The 16,657-nt window shown below is 71.7% G+C and carries 14 protein-coding genes; 5 read left to right on the plus strand and 9 right to left on the minus strand.

Translation table 11 applies throughout. The features are described from left to right. Positions 1 to 9: 9 nt before the first annotated feature. Positions 10 to 789, plus strand: coding sequence for an SAM-dependent methyltransferase (locus ACZ5VD_RS02725; RefSeq protein ID WP_468550393.1), 780 nt, complete (start codon positions 10 to 12; stop codon positions 787 to 789). Positions 790 to 937: 148 nt separating this feature from the next. On the opposite strand, the gene ACZ5VD_RS02730 is transcribed toward ACZ5VD_RS02725, so the two are convergent. Next, positions 938 to 1,579, minus strand: coding sequence for a superoxide dismutase (locus tag ACZ5VD_RS02730; protein WP_468550392.1), 642 nt, complete (start codon positions 1,577 to 1,579; stop codon positions 938 to 940). Positions 1,580 to 1,738: 159 nt separating this feature from the next. Here ACZ5VD_RS02730 and ACZ5VD_RS02735 point away from each other — a divergent pair, with 159 nt between their 5' ends. Both ACZ5VD_RS02735 and ACZ5VD_RS02740 read left to right on the plus strand, forming a co-directional pair. Continuing rightward, on the plus strand, positions 1,739 to 2,152 hold the full coding sequence (locus tag ACZ5VD_RS02735) for a hypothetical protein (protein ID WP_468550391.1): 414 nt from the start codon (positions 1,739 to 1,741) through the stop codon (positions 2,150 to 2,152). Beyond that, a complete protein-coding gene (locus ACZ5VD_RS02740) occupies positions 2,149 to 4,335 on the plus strand; it encodes a tetratricopeptide repeat protein (RefSeq protein WP_468680357.1) in 2,187 nt (728 codons plus the stop codon). Before ACZ5VD_RS02735 ends, ACZ5VD_RS02740 begins: the two co-directional genes overlap by 4 nt. 12 nt (positions 4,336 to 4,347) lie before the next feature. Here ACZ5VD_RS02740 and ACZ5VD_RS02745 read toward each other — a convergent pair whose 3' ends face one another. The 7 genes from ACZ5VD_RS02745 to ACZ5VD_RS02775 all read right to left on the minus strand — a co-directional run bounded on the left by ACZ5VD_RS02745 (position 4,348) and on the right by ACZ5VD_RS02775 (position 12,266). Then, positions 4,348 to 5,745 carry an amino acid permease gene (locus tag ACZ5VD_RS02745; protein ID WP_468680359.1) on the minus strand — a complete coding sequence of 466 codons (1,398 nt, stop codon included), beginning with the start codon at positions 5,743 to 5,745 and terminating at the stop codon, positions 4,348 to 4,350. A 112-nt stretch (positions 5,746 to 5,857) separates the two neighbouring features. Continuing rightward, positions 5,858 to 6,754 (minus strand): TauD/TfdA dioxygenase family protein, encoded by an 897-nt coding sequence (locus ACZ5VD_RS02750; protein ID WP_468680361.1) that lies wholly within the window; start codon positions 6,752 to 6,754, stop codon positions 5,858 to 5,860. 13 nt (positions 6,755 to 6,767) lie between these two features. Further along, positions 6,768 to 8,111 carry an LLM class flavin-dependent oxidoreductase gene (locus tag ACZ5VD_RS02755; protein WP_468680364.1) on the minus strand — a complete coding sequence of 448 codons (1,344 nt, stop codon included), beginning with the start codon at positions 8,109 to 8,111 and terminating at the stop codon, positions 6,768 to 6,770. Beyond that, the gene (locus ACZ5VD_RS02760; protein ID WP_468680366.1) at positions 8,108 to 8,857 is read right to left on the minus strand and encodes an ABC transporter ATP-binding protein; all 750 of its coding nucleotides are present in this window, start codon (positions 8,855 to 8,857) and stop codon (positions 8,108 to 8,110) included. Before ACZ5VD_RS02760 ends, ACZ5VD_RS02755 begins: the two co-directional genes overlap by 4 nt. Further along, positions 8,833 to 9,681 carry an ABC transporter permease gene (locus tag ACZ5VD_RS02765; protein WP_468680369.1) on the minus strand — a complete coding sequence of 283 codons (849 nt, stop codon included), beginning with the start codon at positions 9,679 to 9,681 and terminating at the stop codon, positions 8,833 to 8,835. The genes ACZ5VD_RS02760 and ACZ5VD_RS02765 overlap by 25 nt, the downstream gene beginning before the upstream one ends. Continuing rightward, positions 9,678 to 10,742: an ABC transporter substrate-binding protein gene (locus ACZ5VD_RS02770; RefSeq protein ID WP_468680371.1), complete on the minus strand. Its 1,065-nt coding sequence runs from the start codon at positions 10,740 to 10,742 to the stop codon at positions 9,678 to 9,680. Before ACZ5VD_RS02770 ends, ACZ5VD_RS02765 begins: the two co-directional genes overlap by 4 nt. Positions 10,743 to 10,991: 249 nt before the next feature. Then, entirely contained in the window at positions 10,992 to 12,266 is a 1,275-nt protein-coding gene (locus tag ACZ5VD_RS02775; protein WP_468680373.1) for an ROK family protein, read from the minus strand. Between the two features lie 481 nt (positions 12,267 to 12,747). On the opposite strand from ACZ5VD_RS02775, the gene ACZ5VD_RS02780 reads away from it, so the two are divergent. Continuing rightward, positions 12,748 to 13,326 carry a biotin transporter BioY gene (locus tag ACZ5VD_RS02780; protein ID WP_468550382.1) on the plus strand — a complete coding sequence of 193 codons (579 nt, stop codon included), beginning with the start codon at positions 12,748 to 12,750 and terminating at the stop codon, positions 13,324 to 13,326. Between the two features lie 283 nt (positions 13,327 to 13,609). On the opposite strand, the gene ACZ5VD_RS02785 is transcribed toward ACZ5VD_RS02780, so the two are convergent. Further along, positions 13,610 to 14,329: an LPXTG cell wall anchor domain-containing protein gene (locus tag ACZ5VD_RS02785; protein WP_468680375.1), complete on the minus strand. Its 720-nt coding sequence runs from the start codon at positions 14,327 to 14,329 to the stop codon at positions 13,610 to 13,612. Between the two features lie 239 nt (positions 14,330 to 14,568). On the opposite strand from ACZ5VD_RS02785, the gene ACZ5VD_RS02790 reads away from it, so the two are divergent. Further along, on the plus strand, positions 14,569 to 16,584 hold the full coding sequence (locus ACZ5VD_RS02790) for a serine/threonine-protein kinase (RefSeq protein WP_468680378.1): 2,016 nt from the start codon (positions 14,569 to 14,571) through the stop codon (positions 16,582 to 16,584). Positions 16,585 to 16,657: the final 73 nt, after the last annotated feature.

The following is a 16,657-nucleotide window of genomic DNA, read 5'->3' on the forward strand; positions in this document are numbered from 1 at the left end:
CATGGGCGTATGACGGAGATCGACACCTCGGTGCCGCATTCGGCCCGAATCTGGAACTACTGGCTCGGCGGCAAGGACAACTACCCGGTGGACGAGGCGGCGGGTGACGCCTACACCGCCGTGTTCCCCGGCATCGTCACCATCGCCCGCAGCAGCCGGGCCTTCCTCGGCCGCAGCATCCGCTACCTGGTGCAGGAGGCGGGCATCCGCCAGTTCCTGGACGTCGGCACCGGCCTGCCCACCGTCGACAACACCCACGAGGTGGCCCAGCGCCTCGCCCCCGAGGCGCGGATCGTCTACGTCGACAACGACCCCATCGTGCTGACCCACGCCGCGGCCCTGCTCACGTCGACGCCCGAGGGGGCGACGGCGTACGAGGACATCAGTCTCTTCGAGCCGGAGCGGATCCTGGAAGCCGCCGCGAAGACCCTCGACCCGACCCGGCCCACCGCCCTGATCCTCAGTGGCCTCCTGGGCCATGTCGCCGACTACGAAGGCGCCCGCACCATCGTCCGCACCCTCGTGGACGGCCTGCCCTCCGGCAGCTACCTCTGCGTCAACGACGGTTCCCGCGGCACCGACCCCGCCTACGAACAGGCCCAGGACGCCTACAACGAGACCGGTGCGGTCCCGTACTTCCTGCGCCCGGTCGACCGCATCGAGGCCTTCTTCGAGGGTCTGGAACTGGTGGACCCGGGCGTGGTGTCGGTTCCGCTGTGGCACCCCGAGCCGGGCTCGGCCCCGCCGCAACCGATCGGCCAGCACGGGGGGTTGGGCCGCAAGCCCTGAGTGCGGCCGACCCCGCCGGACACGGGAGAGCCCCCACGAGTCATGTCCTCGTGGGGGCTTCCTTCTTTCCGCCTGCCGTCGTGAAGGGTGAGAAGACGATCACGAGGCAGGACGCTCTACGGGGGCGGCCGGCCCGCCCGGCGGGGCGTCAGGGCGTCAGCAGCAGCACGTCCGCGCGGGACTTCGCGGCCTCGTAACGCCGGGCCACGTCCTGCCAGTTGACGACGGCCCACATGGCCTCGATGAAGTCGACCTTCTGGTTCTTGTACTGCAGGTAGAAGGCGTGCTCCCAGGCGTCGAAGACCAGGATCGGGGTCGAGCCCTGGCCGACGTTGCCCTGGTGGTCGTAGACCTGCTCGACGATCAGCAGTCCGCTCAGCGGCTCGTAGGCGAGGACGCCCCAGCCCGAGCCCTGCGTGGTCGCGGCGGCCTTGGTCAGCTGCGCCTTGAAACCGGCGTAGGAGCCGAACGACTCGGTGATCGCGTCCGCGAGGTCGCCCACACCGTCGGCCTCCAGGGGCTCGCCGCCGCCGTCGCCGGTCATGTTGTGCCAGTAGATGGAGTGCAGGATGTGGCCGGAGAGATGGAAGGCGAGGTTCTTCTCCAGGCCGTTCACCGAGCCCCACACCTCCTTGTCCCGCGCCTCCGCGAGCTGCTCCAGGGTGTCGTTCGCGCCCTTCACGTAGGCGGCGTGGTGCTTGTCGTGATGCAGTTCGATGATCTCGGGGCTGATCACGGGAGCGAGCGCGGAGTAGTCGTAGGGCAGTTCGGGAAGCGTGTACACGGGCATGGCGGGGGTCCCCTCCGAAACCTCTTATTGCAATGAGCTTGCAACTACACGCTAGCAGCAACAGGGTGGGTCGGCAGGCGGGGCATGCCGTGGGGGAGTGCGGGGCCGGAGGCGGCGAACTACTATCTGGTCTCGTAGCGACGACGGGGGGTGACGGCCATGGGGCCGGAGATCGCCGAGCTCGCCAGGACCGCGGGCACGACGATGGTGACGCTGATGGCCGGCCAGGCCTGGGAGTCCGCCCGCGACGGCCTCGTCACCCTCTGGCAGCGCTTCCAGCCCGCCCGCGCCGGCACCGTCGGCGACGAACTCGAAGCCACCCGCGAGGACCTGCTCCTCGCCCGCGAGTCCGGCGACCCGGACACCGAGGCCGAACTCACCGGCGCCTGGCAGGCGCGGGTCCGCCGACTGCTCCTCGCCCAGCCCGAGGTCGCCGACGAACTCCGGCGCGTCCTGGCCGAGTTGAGCCCGGAGCCGCCGCCGTCCTCGGTGGAGGTCCGGCTGAGCGCCGAGGTCTCCGGCAGCGGCCGGGTCTACCAGGCAGGCCGCGACCAGCACATCACCGAACGATGAGCGAACCCGTCGCCCGCGCCTCGGGCCAGGGCCGGATCTTCCAGACCACCGGCGACCAGTACATCGAGGAACACCACCACCACTACGACGCCGGAGCCGGCGGCCCCCTCTTCGGACGGCAGTTGGTGCCCCCGGCGGCGTCCGGGCCCGCCGCCCCGGACTCCGTACGCATGCCCCTCGTGGGCCGCGCCCCCGGCATCCTGCGCGACCGCGAGGAACTGCGCGAGGCGCTCGGCGCGGCCGTCGCCGGACCCGGCGGCGAGGTGCACGTCGTGCACGGCATGGGCGGCTGCGGCAAGACCGCGCTCGCCTACTGGCTGTTCACCGAGGCGGTACGCGAACACGACCGCGTCGGCTTCTGGGTCAACGCGTCCGAACGGATGTCCCTGCGCGCCGGGATGCTCGCCGTGGCCGGCGACCGGGGCGCGGCGAGCGGCGAACTGGCCGCCGCGGCGGCGGGCCGGCGGGCGGCGGCCGACCTCGTCTGGCACTACCTCGACCACTCCGCCGACCCCTGGCTGCTCGTCCTCGACAACGCCGACGACCCGACCGTCCTGGAGGACGGGGCGTGGCTGCGGGCCGGCGGGCCGGGGACGGTACTGGTCACGACACGGCACGCCACGTCCTCGCTGTGGCGCGTCCAGGGCGTGACCCGCCACGCCCTGGGCGTGCTGCCGCTGGCCGACGCGGCGCAGGTCCTGTGCGACCTCGCACCGGACGCGGGCGACCTGGCCTCGGCCCGCAAGGTCGCCGCCCGCCTCGGCCGCCTCCCCCTGGCCCTGACCCTCGCCGGCTCCCATCTCGCCCACCAACTCCTGGAGTCGTGGTCCATGGACGAGTACGACCGCAAACTCGGCGAGGAGTCGACGGCGATCGTCGACCGGGGCGCGGCGGCCTACGGCAGCGGACAGTCCCGCCATCTGGTGGGCCGCACCTGGCAGTTGTCCCTGGACACCCTGGCGGAACAGGGACTGCCGGAGGCGACGACCCTGCTACGACTGCTGTCGCTGTGGGCCGCGGATCCGGTGCCGTTGAGTGTGCTGGTGCCGATGGCTCGGGGCGAGGTGGCGATGGACGGTCTGGAACCTGCCCTCAGCGCGGGGCAGTTGGAGCCCGCGCTCAGAGGGCTGCTGGATCATTCGCTGGCGGCGCTCGTCGAGGCGGAGGGGGAGCGGTGCGCGCAGGCGCACGGGGTGCTGCTGGACAGCGTCGGGAACGGAGTACCTCCGGGGCAGCGTGAGGCCCTCGGCGGGATGGCGGCCGCACTGCTGGAGGGCGCACTGCCCGACGCGGGGGACGAGACCCCCGGCAGCCGGGCGCGGCTGACGCTGCTCGCCCCGCACGCCACGCGACTGGCCGACACCGCCCCCGGCGCACGGACGGCGGCCCTTGCCCTGCGGATCGCCGGACAGGTCCACGAGACGGGGAACTACGCGGCCGCGTACGACATGGCCGGGACGGCGGCCGCTGTCGCGGTGCGCGTACTGGGGGAGGAACACCCCCTCGTCCTGGAGGCACAGGACGCTCAGGCGCGGACACTGCTCGCCCTGGCCCGCTACGCCGAGTCCGCCGAACTGCACCGGCGGACGCTTGAGGCACGCGAGCGCGTCCTGGGACCCGACCATCCCGACACTCTGAGCAGTTGCCACGGCCTGCAACAGCCGCTGTACTGCCTCGGCCGCGACGAGGAGGCCGAGCGTCTGTTGCGGCGGTCGATCGACGGTCGGCGCCGAGTGCTCGGGGAGGACTCCCCCGAGACCCTGGAGGCCAGGGCCAACCTGCTTGAGGTGCTGGCGCAGGCAGGCAAGGTGGAGGACGTCGACCGGGAGGCGGCGGTGGTGCGGGACTGCGAGAGGTTCCTGCCGCCGGACCACCTGACCACGGTCGTGGCCCGGCACGCCTATGCCCAGGCGCTGTTCCTGCTGGGGCGTTTCGAGGCCGCGGCGCCGGTGGCGGAGCGGGCGCTGGCCGATCGGATGCGGCTGCAGGGCCCGGAGCACCCGTGGGCCCTCTCTGTTCTCTGCCTCACCGGGAAGGTCGCGCGCGGTCGAGGCCGGACCGCGGAGGCCGTCGCGGTCTACGAGCGGCTGATCGAGGCGCGGGGTCGAGTGCTCGGCGCGGAGCACCCGTTCGTGGAGGAGCACCGCAAGGACCTCGCCCGGTGGCGGGCCGAAGCCTCCTGACGTGCCCCCGCGTCACCCCTCGGCCCTGGCCGCCCGCACCCGCTGCCACCCGTACCCCACCCCCGCCAGAACCACCGTCATCCCACCCGTCGCATACAACTGCACCCGCGTATCCGCCTCCCGGGCCATCAGCACGAGGATCGTCGCCATCCCCGCCAGGGCCACCCATGTCAGCACCGGGAACGCCCACATCCGTACGGCCAGTTGCTCCGGTGTCTCCCTCTCCAGTCGGCCGCGCAGCCGCAGTTGGGACACCGCGACGAAGATCCAGACGACGAGGATCACCGCGCCGATCATGTTGAGCAGCCAGGGGAAGACGTCGTCCGGACGCCAGTAACTCAGCACCACGCACACGAAACCGAACACGCAGGAGGCGAGGACCGCGACCCGCGGGACGCCGCCCGACACCCGGCCCAGCGCCGCGGGCCCCTGGCCGCGCTCGACCAGGGAGTAGCCGATGCGCGAGGCGCCGTAGATGTTGGCGTTCATCGCGCTCAGCAACGCCACCAGCACGACCACGTTCATCAACCGGCCGGCGCCCGGGATGCCGAGGTGGTCGAGGGCGGCGACGTACGGGCCCTTCTCGACGACCGCCGGAGAGTCCCAGGGGACCAGCGTCACGATGACGGCCATCGAGCCGACGTAGAAGAGGGCGATGCGCCACATCGCCGTGCGGACCGCGCTCGCCACCCCGCGGACCGGGTCCGGCGACTCGGCCGCCGCGATGGTGACGGTCTCCAGGCCGCCGTACGCGAAGACGGAGGCGAGGAGGCCGACGACCAGGCCTTCGCCGCCGTTCGGGAGGAAGCCGCCCTCTCCGGTGAGGTTCGAGGTGCCCGGCGCGTCGGTGCCCGGCAGGATCCCCGTGATCGCCAGCACGCCCAGCACCAGGAACAGGGTGATCGCGCCGACCTTCAGGGCCGCGAACCAGAACTCGAACTCGCCGAAGTTCTTCACCGCGGCCAGGTTCGCACCGCAGAACACCAGCATGAACAGCGCCACCCAGGCCCACTCCGGGGTGCCCGGCAGCCAGCCCGTGACGATCTTCGCCGCGCCGATGCCCTCCAGGCCGACGGCCGTGCACAGCAGGATCCAGAAGGACCAGCCGGCGGTGAAGCCGGCCCAGGGGCCGATCGCACGCTCGGCGTGCGCGGAGAAGGACCCGGAGGACGGGTACGCGGCCGACATCTCGCCGAGCATCCGCATCACCAGCATCACGAGAAGCCCGGAGAGGGCGTAGGCGATGACGATGGCGGGGCCGGCGGCGGCGATCCCCGCGCCGGAGCCGACGAACAGACCGGCGCCGATGACACCCCCGAGGGCGATCATCGAGAGGTGGCGCTGCTTGAGGCCGGGCGAGAGGGAGGTGTGCGCCGCCGTGGGGGGCGGCTCTGCGGTGGTGCGGGGCATGGGCGCGGCTCGTCCAGTGCGTGAGATGGGCAAAACGCCCACAGTCTGGGCGGCCCCTCCGGTCAGGAGGACAGGCCGCCCAGCATGTGGACGCCCGCGGCACGCAGCGTGGTTACGCCGCCACGGACGTGTAGTGCGAGGCGTCGCCCTCGATCGCGTAGCTCTCCTTGCCTTCGATGCCGACCGGCACGTCACCGGCGACGGTCACCCGGTGCAGGCGGCGCGGCAGGCCGTTGTAGTTGTCGATGGCGTAGTGCTGGGTGATCCGGTTGTCGAAGAGGACGAGCTGGTTCTCCGACCAGCGGTGGCGCAGGATGTTCTCCGGCCGGGTGACGTACGCCTGGAGCAGGTCGAGGATCCGGCGGGACTCGCCCGGTGACAGCCCGACGATCCGCTGCGCGAACCCGCCGATGAACAGGCCGCGTTCACCGGTCAGCGGGTGGACGCGGACCACCGGGTGGACCGTGCGGTACTTGATCGACGTGAACTGGGCGCGTGCGGCGGCCTGCGCCTCGTCGACGGTCTCCTCCGGTACGGCGTAGTCGTAGTCGTTGGTGTGCTCGGCCCACAGGGTGTCGGCGAGCTTTCGCAGCGGCTCCGGCAGATCGCGGTAGGCGGCGGCCGAGCTGGCGATCAGGGTCTCGCCGCCGTACGGCGGGATCGTGATGCTGCGCAGGGTGCTGGCCTGCGGCGGGTTGAGGACGAAGGTGACGTCCGTGTGCCAGTGGTTGGCGGCCCGGCCCCGCTCGCTGTCGACGGGCAGGACGTTCGGCAGTCCGTCGACGGACGGCACGGTCGGGTGGGCGGTGGTGACGTCCCCGAAGTGCCGGACGAAGGCCTGCTGGCCCTCGTCGTCGAGGTGCACGTCGTCGAAGACCAGCGCCTTGTGCGTGTTGAGCGCCTCGCGGAGGGCGAGGGCCGTCTCCTTGTCGAGGGGCTCGGAGAGGTCGACGCCCAGGACGTGGGCGCCGATGTTCGCGGTGACCTTGCGGATCTCGAAGTCGGACATGTGCGGGGTCCTTTCAGACGCGGGCGAGAGCGGGCGTGACGTGCTGGTTGGCGGGGCGCGGGAGGCCGTAGCGCTCCCGCAGGGTGGCGCGCGGGCCGTACTCCGTGCGGAGCAGGCCGCGGGCGCGCAGGATCGGGACGACGTGGTCGACGAAGGTGTCGAGGCCGGAGGGCAGGACCGCGGGCATGATGTTGAAGCCGTCGGCGGCGCCGTGTGTGAACCACGTCCCGATGGCGTCGGCGACCTGCTCGGGGGTGCCCGCGAAGGTGAGATGGCCGCGACCGCCGCCGAGCCGCCCGATCAGCTGCCGCACGGTGAGGTGTTCGCGCCGGGCGAGTTCCACGACGAGCGTGTAGCGGCTCTTGGCACCCTCGATGGCACTCTCCGGCGGCAGGTCCGCCGGCAGCGGGGCATCCAACTCCAGGGTGCCCGGCTCCCGTTGCAGCAGGCTCTCCAGGCGGCCCAGTCCGTGCGTGTACACGATGTGGTCCTCCAGGAGCTGCTCGGCGGCCAGCGCCTCCGCCTCCGTCGAGCCGATCACCGGGACGATGCCGGGCAGCACCTTGATGTGGTCGGGATCCCGACCGGCCGCCGCCGTACGGGACTTGAGGTCGGCGTAGAAGGCCCGTGCGTCCTCGACGGTCTGCTGGGCCGTGAACACCGCCTCCGCGTACCGCGCCGCGAAGCGCTTCCCGTCCTCGCTCGACCCCGCCTGCACCAGCAGCGGGTAACCCTGCGGGGAGCGCGGCACGTTGAGGGCTCCGGCCACACTGAAGTACGGCCCCTCGTGCCGGGGTGGATGGATCTTCGTGTCGTCGGCCCAGACGCCGGCCGCCTTGTCGGCGACGATCGCGTCGTCCTCCCAGCTGTCCCACAGCTTGAGCGCCACGTCGAGGAACTCGGCGGCGCGGGAGTAGCGCTCGGCGTGCGCGGGCTCGGCGTCCAGACCGAAGTTGCGGGCCGCCTCCGCACCCGCCGTGGTGACGATGTTCCAGCCCGCCCGGCCGCCGCTGATGATGTCGAGCGAGGCGAACTTGCGGGCCAGGTTGTAGGGCGAGTTGTAGGAGGTGGAGGCCGTCGCGATCAGGCCGATGTGCTCTGTCGCCGTGGCGAGGGCGGTCAGCAGGGTGAGCGGTTCCAGGGCGCCCGAGGGGCGTTGGCCCACGCTGTTCCACAACTGGGGGCCGTCCGCGAGGAACAGCGAGTCGAACGTGCCGCGTTCCGCGATCCGCGCGAGGTGGACGTAGTGGGCGAGGTCCACGTGCGCGTACGGGTCGCTCTCCGGCAGCCGCCACGACGCCTCGTGGTGGCCGGTGTTCATCAGGAACGCGTTCAGGTGCAGTTGTCTGGCGGTCACCGGTCGTCCTCCGTCACGTGGTCCTCGGTCACGCCGAGCGCGGCCAGCAGCCGTTCCCGGTATTCGCCCAGCAGCGGATCCCGGTAGGAGCGCGGATGCGGGCGGTCGATGGTCAGGTCGAGGCCGATCCGGCCGTGGTCGAGGACGAGGACCCGGTCGGCGAGCACGATCGCCTCGTCCACGTCGTGGGTGACGAGCAGCACGGAGGGCCGGTGGCGCTCCCACAGCTCTCGCAGCAGGACGTGCATACGGATCCGGGTGAGCGCGTCCAGGGCGCCGAACGGCTCGTCGGCCAGCAGGAGTTCGGGTTCGCGGACCAGGGAGCGGGCCAGGGCGGCGCGCTGGGCCTCACCGCCCGACAGTTCGTTCGGCCAGGCCCGTTCGCGGCCCTTCAGGCCGACCTCGGCGAGCGCCTCGCGCCCCTTGCGGCCCGCGTCCTTGCCGTCGAGGCCGAGCAGGACGTTGTCGAGGACCCGCTGCCAGGGCAGCAGCCGGGAGTCCTGGAAGACCACCGACACCCGTTCCGGAGCGGTCAGCCGACCGCTTCCCGCCACCTCGTGGTCGAGGCCGGCGACCGCCCGCAGCAGGGTGCTCTTGCCGGAGCCGCTGTGCCCGAGCAGGGCGGTGAACTGCCCTGCGGGGAGGTCGAGATCGATGTCGTCGAGGACCGTGCGCCCGTCGAACGACCGGGTCAGACCCCGCAGCCGGACGGCCGGCCGGGTCAGCTGCTGAGCGTGCGGCGCCATGACAGCACCCTCCGTTCGATGAGACGGACCGCGCTGTCGGAGATCAGGCCGAAGACGCCGTAGACGACCAGGCCGACGAGGATGACGTCCGTCTGGCCGTAGTTCTGGGCCTGGAACATCATGTAGCCGAGCCCGCTGGTGGCGTTGATCTGCTCCAGCACGACCAGGCCCAGCCAGGAGCCGGTCACGCCGAGCCGCAGCCCGACGAAGAAACCGGGCAGTGCGCCGGGGATGACGATCTGTCGGACGAAGGCGTACCTCGACAGGCCCTGCACCTCGGCGAGTTCGACGAAGCGGCTGTCGATGCCGGACAGCGCCGAGTGGGTGTTCAGATAGATCGGGATGTAGACGACGATCGCGATGATCGCCACCTTGAAGGTCTCGCCGATGCCCAGCCAGAGGATGAACAGCGGGATCAGACCGAGGGTCGGGATCGCCCGGTTGAGCTGCACGGACCCGTCGATCAGTGCCTCACCGGTCCGGCTGAGACCGGCGGCCAGCGCGAGGGCGATGCCTGCGGTCAGACCGATCGCGAAGCCCGAGCCGGCGCGCTGCAGCGAGGTCAGGATGTCGGTGGGCAGGGTGCCTTCGGTCCACAGGTGGACGCCGGTCTCCAGGACCGTCCAGGGCGCCGGGATCGCCCCCGGGTCGAGCTGCCCGGCGGCGGACGCGGCGGCCCACAGGGCGAGGATGAGGGCGGGACCGAGAAGGCGGGTGGCGGGCAGCCGCCTGCCGGGGGAGAGCCGGCGGCGCCTGCGGACCTGGGGGAGTTCCTCGGCGGCGACGACGGGTGCGGCGGCGGCCGTGGTCACGGCGGCGCTCATGTCCGGTACTCCGCGGCCACGGACTTCGCCGCGATGCCCTCGAAGCGGCGGTCGAAGAGCGAGTCCACCGCGAACTCCTTCACGAAGCCGCCCTCCGCGAGCAGATCCGCGGTCTCCTGCTCCCACTTGATCGCCTCGTCCCAAATCGGTGAGAACAGCGGCTTGTTGGCCAGGTCGGTGATCGCCTGGGCCTGGGGGAGGGTGAGGTTCTGCGTCTTGACGTAGAACTCCTCGTTCCACTCGTCCGGGTGCTCGTACTGCCACACCAGGCCCTTCGCCCAGTACGGGATGTACGCGGCGACCGCGGCGGCCTTCGCGGAGTCCGCCAGCACGGAGGTCGGCGCCCACAGCAGGCTGAGCAGGTCGACGACGTCCGTGGCGATGGCGCGGGCGCCCTTCGCCCCGTACTGCTGGAGATAGGCCGGAGACTGCTGGTTGGCGAGCGGCGCGACGTCCACCTGGCCCGACTGCAGGGCGGTGAGGAACTGGTTGCTGGTCAGCGGCACCAACCGGACGTCGTCGTAGGCCAGTCCTGCCTTCTTCAACGCCCGCAGCAGGACGACACCCTGGGCCTGGCCCTGCGAGAACGCCAGCTTCTTGCCCTTGAAGTCCGCGACCGAGCGGATGTCGCTGCCCGGCTTGGTGGCGAACAGGTAGTTCGGCCTGCGGGTGATGTTGATCGCGACGATCTTCGCGTCATAGCCCTGGAAGTGCGCCTGGATCGGCGGGATCCCCGCGTTGTTGGCGACGTCCAGGGACCCGGCGCGGAAGGCGTTGATGACATCGGGACCGGCGCCGATGTTCGCCCAGCCGGCCACCTCGAACGGCAGCTCGCCGAACCCGGCCAGCTTGAACTGGAGTTGCTGGACGTTCTGGTACGAGGCGATCTTCAGGCTGGTGCCGGCCGGGACCTTCTTCGCCAGCGGCTCGGAGACGGACGCCTTCGAGGCCGCGGCGCTGCTGCCGGCGCAGCCGCTCAGTCCGACGGCCGCGGCCGAGACCCCGAGCAGGGAGGAGAGGAAGAGCCGTCGGTCGATTCCGGGTACGGGTGGAGAAGGCATGGAGGAACTCCGTAAGCTGAAGTGAAAGGAATGCGCGCGCAGTTCCGGGCAGGCGAAAACCCGACAAGGGGGTTCGTGGAATTCACGCGTCTCGCGGAATGCACACAGGAAGTGGTGAGGGCGCGCTCCGGGCGGCACGGCAACGGTGGCCCGGGCGGCGGCGGGGCGTCAGCAACAGAGGGTGCGACAGCTCATGACCAGGATGTTCCTTCCCTCGGACCGGGCCTGTCAATATTCCGCGTTTCTGAATTAACTACGCTCAGGTGAGGCGCCCAGCGGATCCCGGTACAGCACGTCCAGAGCCACCGAACCTCCCGCCACGGCGAGCACGGAATCGCGGAAACTCGTCGGCAGCACGGCCGCCGCCCGCTGCGCTCCGACCGCTTCCCGCAGCGCGGAAAGGCAGTCCTCCCGGTGCAGGACGCCGATTTCGGTGACGACGACGGCCTCCGGATTGAGCACGTCGAGCAGCAGCCCGACCGCCCGCCCGACCCGACGCGCACGGTCCAGCAGCAGCCCCACGGCGACGGGCTCGCCGTCGGCCGCCGCGGCGACCACGTGCATCGGGTTCGTCCCGTCGGTGACCCCCGCCTCCCGCGCCCGCCGGCACAGCGTGCGCTCGCTCAACTCGGCCTGGAGGCAGCCGGTACGGCCGCACTCGCAGGCCTCCGTGCCGCCCGGCACCGGCAGATGGGCGATGGCGCCGGACTGGGAACGCGGCCCGTGGTGCACCTCGTCGTGGGTGGCGAACGCCGCGTCGACCACGTTGCCGACGAACAGATGCAGCAGGCTCCCGCTGCCCCGCGCCCGCCCGAACAGCCGCTCCGCGTTGACCAACGCCCGCGCATGCCCGTCCACATGGACCGGCAGCCCGGTATGGGCGCCGACCACATCCCGCACCGGCACATCCCGCCAGCCCAGCAGGGGGTGCGCCACCACGGTCCCGGAGTCCCGGTCCACCCAGCCGCCGACCGCCACCCCGACCCCCAGCGGCCGGTGTCCCGGCGTCCCGGCCAGCAGCGCGGCCAGCCCCTCGGAGGCCCGGGCCAGCACCCGCGCCGGTTCGACGTCCCCGGCCCCGGTGCCGGTGCCGATACCGGGGTGCTTGAGCCGCCGTTCGGCCAGTACCCGGCCGCGCAGATCCAGCAGCGCGACCGTGGTGTAGGGGACGGCCACATGGACCGAGCCCACAACGAAACGTGAGTCGTCCAGGTCGACGGGCACATGGGGGCGGCCCACACCTTTGGACCGGCGGGGTGTGGCGGCCTCCCGGATGAGACCGAGTCGTGTGAACCGGGCGCAGTAGTCGGTCACCGACGCCGGCGACAGCCCGGTCAGCCGGGCGATGGTGCTGCGCGCGACCGGCCCGTGCTCCAGCACGGAACGCAGCACGACACTGGCGCTGGTCCGGCGCCGATCGGGATCGGCGGCGCGCGGAACGGACGCACCGGAGGGGAGCGACGAGAGGGGTGAGAGGGGTGAGAGGGAAGGGGCAGGAGAGAGGGGTGCCGCGGTACGGGGCATGGGGATCATCCTCGGGAACGGGTCCGACAGTGCGCCGTCTCATGAGTCGAGGCGCACCGGATCCGCTCCGCCGCCCCGGACTACGTGAGGCGGCGACAGACGGCCGTGCCCACGCGTCGCAGGTCGACGTGGCGACGCGACGAGAAGTTCCGGGCCTGGGCAACCATGTGCCCGAAGCTAGCAAAACGACTCCGCGCTGCCCAGACGGCGACCGACGGGCGAGACGGCGGCCGTCCACGCCACCCGTCGACCTGGCCGCCCCGTTGGCGGAACCCGACAGCCTCCGCTCGCGCTCCCGGGTATCCCACACCACCCCACCTCAGTGACCGGCGTCACCCCGTACCCGGTGTAACCCCCATCCTTTGTCCGGAGCCCACCAAGCCCGTGTCGCTCCCTTTGTCGAGCGCTGACGGTGATCGGCCCGAGGACGCTGGGATAGCGTCACCGTGTCCCCCGTGCCCACCACCTTCGCGGAGTCCCCATGAGCACCGTTGCCGCCGCCCCCGCCCGCCCGGGGCGGGTCCTCGCCGACCTGCTGCCCGCCTCCCGTGTCCGGGACGTGGCCCTCGTGGTCGGCGGCGCCGCGCTCACCGGCGTGGCCGCCCAGATCGCGGTGCCCGTGCCCGGCTCCCCGGTCCCGGTGACGGGCCAGACCTTCGCCGCGCTGCTCGTCGGCACGACCCTCGGCGCGAGCCGCGGCCTCTCCGCGCTCGTCCTGTACGCGCTGGCCGGACTGGCCGGTGTGCCGTGGTTCGCGAACGGCACCTCCGGAGTCTCCGTCTCCTTCGGCTACATCCTCGGCATGATCCTCGCGTCCGCCGCCGTCGGCGCCCTGGCCCGTCGCGGCGCCGACCGTTCCGTGCCGCGCATGGCCGGCACGATGCTGGTCGGCGAGGCGATCATCTACGCCGTCGGCGTCCCCTACCTCGCCTTCGCGGCCGACCTCTCCGCGTCCGCCGCCGTCGCGGCCGGCCTCACCCCGTTCCTGATCGGCGACGCCCTGAAGGCGGCCCTGGCGATGGGCCTGCTGCCCACCGCCTGGAAGCTCCTCAAGCGCTGACGCCGAACTCCCTCCGAAGAGGCTCGCCGGGTCGTCCCTCGACCGCACCCCGGCGAGCCTCTTTCGCGTCGTGGGTCCGTGCGGCCCCTCCGCCCGATCGCCCGCCCCGAACGCGAAATCGACGCGCACGGCGTCCGTCCGCCGCGGTGAGACGAACAGGCCGCCCTCGGAGGCGCCCGCGACGCCGTGGGAGGGGGCGGGAGACTCATACGCCGAGGGGGCGCCACCACCTGACACCTGACGTCAGGTGGTGCCGCCCCCGCTGTCCGGCTCTGGGGAGGGCCTAGTTCTCCTGCTGTCGCGGTCGCCGCTGCGACCACCACAGCCCGGCCGCACCGGCCGCGAGCAGCGCCGTGCCCGCCGCCCCCAGCGGCAGGACGTCACGCTCGAACCCGGTGTCGGGAAGCTTGTCCCCGCCCGGGCCGACCGGTGTGTTGTCGGTGCCGAGCAGCAGCGGCGTCGCCGGGGCGTTCGGCGACGGGTTCGTCGTACCGAACGGCACCGGTCCCTGCTGCCAGAACGTCTTCTTCCCGTCGCCGGTCTGCACCGGCAGACAGATCTTTCCGGTCTTGCCGAGATCGAAGGTCGCGTCCACCGCGTACGACTTCGACTTACCGGCCGCGAGATTGTCGATGGGGCAGGCGAAACCGCTGTTCGATCCCTCCGGAAGGTCCTTTTCGTCGATCGCGGAGCAGCCTTGGACGTTCTTGACCGAAAGGCCGTCGAAGCCGACCACCAAAAGCCTGATCTTTCCGCTGTCCTTGGTCCCTTCGTTCTTCACCGTGGCGGTGAGATCGGTTTTTTCCGAGCTGTTGTCGACCGAGATCTTCTCGGGCAGCAGCGTGGTCAGTTCCACGCCCGCCGGTGCCTCGTCGACGGCCTTTCCCCCCTTGCCGCTTCCGGGTCCCTCTTCCGCGCTCGCGGAGAAGGAAAGGATCATCACTGCCGAGAAAGATGCCGTGAGCAGCGATCCCGTGATGGTCGTCGCACGACGAGAACTCATGTTCGTCCCCCTTGGCTGCGCCTGAATTCGCAGTACTTGAAGAGGTACCACAAGATTTCTCCGCACTATGCTGGTACGGCGTGAAGTGTGACCATTGTGTTCCAGTCGGAAGGCGTTGAGGGGGGTGCGGCGGATTGCCGGGGAACGCGGGGAATGCAAGTAATACGGGGAGTGGTGGAATCCCGGGGGCGCTTGTGGCGGGGCGCTATCGATTGGTCGAGAGTATCGGCCAGGGGGGAATGGGGCGGGTGTGGCGAGCCGCCGACGAAATACTCGACCGGCAGGTCGCGGTGAAGGAGATGCGCATCGACGGCCTCGACGCCGAGGACGCCCGCACCCGCCGCGAACGCACCCTGCGCGAGGCCAGGGCCACCGCCCGCATCGACCACCCCAACGTCGTGCGCGTGTACGACGTCGTGGACGAGGGCGAGCGCCTGTGGATCGTCATGGAGCTGGTCGTCGGCCGCTCCCTGGAACGCATCATGGCGGAGGACGGCCCGCTCGGCCCGCGCGCGACCGCGCAGCTGGGACTGGGCCTGGTGGAGGCGCTGCGCCGGGTGCACGAACGGGGCGTCCTGCACCGGGACATCAAACCCGGCAACGTCCTCGTGGAGGACGCCGCCCGGCGCATCGTGCTCACGGACTTCGGCATCGCCGCCATCCAGGACGCCAAGGCGCTCACCATGGTCGGCATGCTCGTCGGCTCGCCGGACTACATGGCACCCGAGCGCATCTCCGGCCGTCCGCAGGGCCCGCCGTCCGACGTGTGGTCCCTCGGGGCGACCCTCTGTGCGGCCCTGGGCGGCCGTTCGCCGTTCTCCCGCGACACGACCCTCGCGACCCTGCACGCGGTCCTGTACGAGGAGCCCGAACTCCCGGCTCTGGAGGGCCCGTTGCGGGACATCCTCGCGGCACTGCTGGAGAAGGACCCGACGGTACGACCGGGACTGGAGGACCTGGAGGAGTCCCTGCGGCCCCTCGCGTACCCGGCGCCACGGACGACGACGGCGACCGTGCCGGTGGGCGGGGGAGCGGCGAGAGAGGCAGGAGGGGCGGCACCCAAGGAGGAGCCGGTTCAGGAAGAGCCGGAGGCGGAGCCGATATCCATACCGGAGCCGGAGCCGGAGCAGGAGCAGGAACCGGCGGCGGCCGACCCCGGCAGCGACCCCGGCCTCCAACGCACCCCCACCCCCGAGGCACCGGACATCCAGGACGCGATCCCACCTCCCCCACCCGCCCGGTCGGCATCGCCGGGATCACCCGCACCCCCCTCCGGCGACACCCGGCATCTGCGCACGGTCCGCGACCCGAGGACCCCCGCGGCGGGGCAGACCCCTGCCCCGCAACCCGCCAGCGCTTCCAGCGAAGCCGCGTCCGAACTGCGCTCCGAGGTCCGCTCGGAGACCCCGCCCGCCCCGCTCCGGTCCGCCGTCACGGTCACCGGCGTCTCGCTCGTCCGCGCCGAGGCACGCACCGAACGGCGTCGCGCATCCGCCCCCGCCCCCGTGTCCGCCTCGGCACCCACGCCCGCGCTCACCCCGGCCCCCGTCACCATGCCACCGGGCGAACTCCCGGGCCCCGCCGTCCCGGCGGACCCTGGTCACCGACGGCGCGGGGGACGCCGTAGGAGCGTCCTCGCCGCCGTGGGCGTGGTCGCCGCGGGTGCCGTCGTCGCGGTCGTCCTGGCGTCGATCGACGGCTCGCCGGGCGGTGACCGGGCGGGCGACTCCCCGGCGGCCTCGTCGGTCTCCTCGGCTCCGTCGGTGGCGTCCTCGTCCGCGCCGGGCGACAGTCCGTCGCCTACCGTCGAGGGCACGTCGAGGCCGCAGAGCCTGCCGCCGGGCGCGCACCGGGAGGCGGGCGGGTTCGCGTGGGCGACGCCCACCGGCTGGCGGCGGGACATCAAGACGGGCGCCGAGGTGCACTACACGTCCCCGGACGGCAAACAGGAACTCGCCGCCAAGTCGTCCCTCGCCCGCGGCGACCTGATGGAGAGCTGGCGCACCTCGGAGCAGAACGCCCACCAGGGCACGGAGTACCGGAAGATCCGCCTGGAGGAGACGGAGTTCCGCGGCAACCCCGCGGTCGTCTGGGAGTACACCTTCACCCTGGACGGCGTCCCCTGGCACGCCCGGCTGCTGGGCTTCAACGCGAACGGCAAGTCGTACCAGATCAACACCTGGTACCAGCCGGACATCGAGACACAGGCCCTCAAGACGTACGACAAGGTCCGGGACAGCTTCACGGTGACGTGAGGGACGAGAAAGGGACGAGAAGAGGGGCCCCGCGGCACGTGCCGCGGGGCCCCTCTCACGCGCGGCCGATCGC

The sequence above is a fragment of the Streptomyces sp. NPDC032822 genome, from assembly GCF_055578825.1.

Coding starts and splice junctions, on each gene's coding strand:
- ACZ5VD_RS02765 (WP_468680369.1), bottom strand. CDS start 9,681: ATGAGCGCCGCCGTGACCACGGCCGCCGCCGCACCCGTCGTCGCCGCC.
- ACZ5VD_RS02745 (WP_468680359.1), bottom strand. CDS start 5,745: ATGCCCCGCACCACCGCAGAGCCGCCCCCCACGGCGGCGCACACCTCC.
- ACZ5VD_RS02760 (WP_468680366.1), bottom strand. CDS start 8,857: ATGGCGCCGCACGCTCAGCAGCTGACCCGGCCGGCCGTCCGGCTGCGG.
- ACZ5VD_RS02785 (WP_468680375.1), bottom strand. CDS start 14,329: ATGAGTTCTCGTCGTGCGACGACCATCACGGGATCGCTGCTCACGGCA.
- ACZ5VD_RS02775 (WP_468680373.1), bottom strand. CDS start 12,266: ATGCCCCGTACCGCGGCACCCCTCTCTCCTGCCCCTTCCCTCTCACCC.
- ACZ5VD_RS02735 (WP_468550391.1), top strand. CDS start 1,739: ATGGGGCCGGAGATCGCCGAGCTCGCCAGGACCGCGGGCACGACGATG.
- ACZ5VD_RS02770 (WP_468680371.1), bottom strand. CDS start 10,742: ATGCCTTCTCCACCCGTACCCGGAATCGACCGACGGCTCTTCCTCTCC.
- ACZ5VD_RS02725 (WP_468550393.1), top strand. CDS start 10: ATGACGGAGATCGACACCTCGGTGCCGCATTCGGCCCGAATCTGGAAC.
- ACZ5VD_RS02740 (WP_468680357.1), top strand. CDS start 2,149: ATGAGCGAACCCGTCGCCCGCGCCTCGGGCCAGGGCCGGATCTTCCAG.
- ACZ5VD_RS02780 (WP_468550382.1), top strand. CDS start 12,748: ATGAGCACCGTTGCCGCCGCCCCCGCCCGCCCGGGGCGGGTCCTCGCC.
- ACZ5VD_RS02750 (WP_468680361.1), bottom strand. CDS start 6,754: ATGTCCGACTTCGAGATCCGCAAGGTCACCGCGAACATCGGCGCCCAC.
- ACZ5VD_RS02790 (WP_468680378.1), top strand. CDS start 14,569: ATGGGGCGGGTGTGGCGAGCCGCCGACGAAATACTCGACCGGCAGGTC.
- ACZ5VD_RS02730 (WP_468550392.1), bottom strand. CDS start 1,579: ATGCCCGTGTACACGCTTCCCGAACTGCCCTACGACTACTCCGCGCTC.